This window comes from Enterobacter sp. C6, assembly GCF_008122455.1.
Lineage (GTDB): Bacteria > Pseudomonadota > Gammaproteobacteria > Enterobacterales > Enterobacteriaceae > Enterobacter > Enterobacter pseudoroggenkampii.
In genome coordinates, this window is the sequence record NZ_QPFW01000075.1 from 1 (window position 1) to 3,320 (window position 3,320).

3 protein-coding genes are annotated in these 3,320 nt (G+C 56.7%); 1 reads left to right on the forward strand and 2 read right to left on the reverse strand.

The annotated features are described in order from the left end of the window. Positions 1–1,339 (reverse strand): malate dehydrogenase (quinone) (mqo, locus tag DOU50_RS00710; protein WP_148768515.1); only part of this gene is annotated, 1,339 nt, incomplete at its 3' end. Between the two features lie 187 nt (positions 1,340–1,526). On the opposite strand from mqo, the gene DOU50_RS00715 reads away from it, so the two are divergent. After that, positions 1,527–2,816 carry a SulP family inorganic anion transporter gene (locus tag DOU50_RS00715; RefSeq protein ID WP_148768516.1) on the forward strand — a complete coding sequence of 430 codons (1,290 nt, stop codon included), beginning with the start codon at positions 1,527–1,529 and terminating at the stop codon, positions 2,814–2,816. Here DOU50_RS00715 and DOU50_RS00720 read toward each other — a convergent pair. After that, positions 2,779–3,320: magnesium transporter (locus DOU50_RS00720; RefSeq protein ID WP_148768517.1), on the reverse strand; the 542-nt coding region annotated here is incomplete at its 5' end. The genes DOU50_RS00715 and DOU50_RS00720 overlap by 38 nt on opposite strands.

The following is a 3,320-nucleotide window of genomic DNA, read 5'->3' on the forward strand; positions in this document are numbered from 1 at the left end:
CCTTATCGCTCACCACTTCGGTGCCCAGACGCAGCACGCCACCCTCTTTCGGATCGCGCTTGATGATCTGTACGCGCTGACCCGCCTGCCACAGACGCCAGTCTTCTTTCTTCGCCTGCGGATAGTACTCTTTCAGCGCCTCGAAACGATCGTCGTCAGAGAGCATCACCTGGCTAATCAGGTATTTCACCAGGTCGAAGTTATCCAGACCCACGTCCATCATCGGCTTGACGTTAGAGGTGGTGGTTGCGCTGAGCAGGTCCCACAGGGAACCATTTTTCAGGAACTTCGTGGAGAAGGTCGCGAACGGCCCAAACAGCACCACGCGTTTGCCGTCAAGCATACGGGTGTCGATGTGCGGAACAGACATCGGCGGTGCGCCAACAGAGGCCTGACCGTACACTTTTGCCAGATGACGGTTCACCACTTCCGGGTTATCGGACACCAGGAACTGACCGCCCACCGGGAAGCCCGCGTAGTCGTCAGCTTCCGGAATACCGGACTCCTGCAGCAGCTTCAGCGCCGCGCCGCCCGCACCGATAAAGACAAACTTCGCCCTGATGACGTGTTCGGCTTCGTTGTTTTTCAGATCGGCAACGGTCACGCTCCAGCTGTTATCCGCGTTGCGCTTGAAACCACGCACTTCAGTGCTGAGCTGCAGGTTGAAGTTCTCTTTTTTCTTCAGAGACGTCACCAGCTGACGGGTAATTTCACCGTAGTTAACGTCGGTACCAATTTCGGTACGGGTCGCCGCCACTTTCTGATTCGGGTCACGACCTTCCATGACCAGCGGAGCCCACTCTTTAATCTGCGCGTGGTCTTCAGAATATTTCATCCCGCGGAACAGCGTGCTCTGCTGCAGAGCGGCGTAGCGCGCGCGCAGGAAGTTGACGTTCTGCTCACCCCACACAAAGCTCATGTGCGGTACGGTGTTGATGAAGGAGTGCGGGTCGTGCATCACGCCGCTGTTGACCTGATGAGACCAGAACTGGCGAGAAACCTGGAATGCTTCGTTGATCTCTACCGCCTTCTCGATACTAATGGAACCGTCCTTTTTCTGCGGCGTATAGTTCAGTTCCATGAGTGCCGAATGTCCGGTACCGGCGTTGTTCCAGCCGTTCGAACTCTCCTGCGCCACGCCGTCAAGGCGCTCGACCATGGTCATTGACCAGTCCGGCTGCAGTTCTTGCAGATAGGTTCCCAGCGTGGCGCTCATGATACCGCCACCAATTAAAAGGACGTCCGTTTCCTGCTCTTTTGGTGCGTCAGCTTTCGCCGCCATAGAGACGGTGTTAAGCCCCACGGCCAGAGAAAAGAGCATGGCAGTCATTTTTTTCATAATTTATGCCTTAGTGTAAAAGTGCTTGATGCGTGGAAATTGCAGGTGAAAAAAGCTGCGGGGGCACGGTAACAACTTTTAAATATTGTTTAAAGGTTACGAAATTATTGTAATTGTGAAATTTAATGATGGATTGTTTGTGAGGAATTATCGATGCGTCTGGTAAAGCGCGGTTTTACTGGCTAGTATGTTGCGTTTTGTGATCGCGCGCACGGAAGCCTGCCCTAACCAGCGAACTGTTATGTCCTTACCCCATTCTGCTGTATCCCCCAAAGACCGCGTAGCCAACGTACTGCGTTCCCCTAAGCAGCTGACGCGTGAAACGCTGGCGGGCGTGATTACCGCCCTGGCGCTGATCCCCGAGGTTATCTCATTTTCGGTGGTGGCGGGCGTTGACCCGAAGGTCAGCCTGATCGCCTCCGTGGTGCTGTGTCTTGCCCTGTCCGTGCTGGGCGGTCGCCCGGCGATGGTCACGGCAGCGGCCGGTTCCGTAGCGCTGGTTATTGGGCCCATGGTGCATCAGCACGGCGTACAGTACATTCTTCCCGCCGTGCTGATGGCAGGCGTGATTCAGATTCTGTTTGGCGTGCTGGGCATGGCAAGGCTGATGCGCTTTATTCCCCAGTCGGTCATGATCGGGTTTGTTAACGCCCTCGGGATATTGATTTTCTTTGCGCAGGTTCCCCATTTCTGGAGCCGAAGCCCGCTGATTGTGGGCCTGTTCGTGCTGACGCTGCTGATCGTGCTGTGGGTGCCGCGCTATCTCAAAAGCATCCCTTCCCCGCTGATTGCGATTGTTGTGCTTACCGTGTTCACCGTTTCAACCGGTCAAATCCTGCCGACCGTGGGCGATGAAGGCTCCATGAGCGGCGGTTTACCGGGTCTTACCGAACTACTGGTCCCCCTCAATGCACAGACGCTGAGCATTATCTGGCCGTGCGCGTTGAGCATCGCCTTTGTCGGCCTGCTGGAATCCCTGCTGACGGCAAAGCTGGTGGATGAGCTGACCGCAACGCCGTCGAGCAAGCGCCGTGAGAGCATCGGGCTGGGCGTGGGTAATATTCTGGCCGGATTTTACGGTGGTATTGCGGGCTGCGCGATGATTGGGCAAACCATCGTTAACGTGGAGATGGGAAAAGGCCGAAGCCGCATTTCAACCCTTGCAGCGGGCATTGTGCTGCTGATCCTGGTCACGGCACTCAGCGACGTGATGGCCAACATCCCGATGGCGGTGCTGGCGGGCATTATGGCGATCGTCGCCGTCAAAACCTTCAGCTGGCACAGCCTTCAGCCCGCCACGGTGAAAACGGCCCCGATTGCAGAAACGGTCGTCATGCTGGTGACCGTTGCCGCCACGGTATCAACCGGCAATCTGGCGATTGGCGTGCTGGGCGGGATTATCGTCATGGTGCTGCTTCCCGCCCGCATTAAGCGTCGGCTTAAAGAAGAAAAATCGTCGCCAGCCCAAGAAAAATAAAGAAACCGCCGGTATCGGTGATGGCGGTGATCATCACGCTCGACCCCACCGCGGGGTCGCGCCCCAGTTTGGTCATCGTCAGCGGGATAATGACCCCCATCATCGATGCCACCAGCAGATTTAGCACCATCGCCAGCATCATCACCCCACCCAGCGCCATATCGTCATACAGCCACCAGGTAATGCCGCCCATAATACCGCCCCACACCAGGCCGTTGATCAGCGCCACGCCCATCTCTCTGAAGATCAGAAAGGCGAAGTTACCGGGCTGAATATTTTCCAGCGCCAGCGCGCGGACGATCATGGTGATGGTCTGGTTTCCGGTGTTGCCGCCTATTCCGGCCACAATCGGCATCAGCGAGGCCAGCGCCACCAGCTGCGAAATGGTGTGTTCAAAACCGTCAATCACCCGGGAGGCGATAAAGGCGGTACACAGGTTAATGGCCAGCCACGCCCAGCGGGTTTTCACCGCCTTGCCGACGGAGGCATGGACGTCATCTTCGG

Bases quoted from the DNA above. Each gene is read 5' to 3' on its own strand.
- DOU50_RS00715 (WP_148768516.1), top strand. From the start codon at position 1,527: ATGTTGCGTTTTGTGATCGCGCGCACGGAAGCCTGCCCTAACCAGCGA.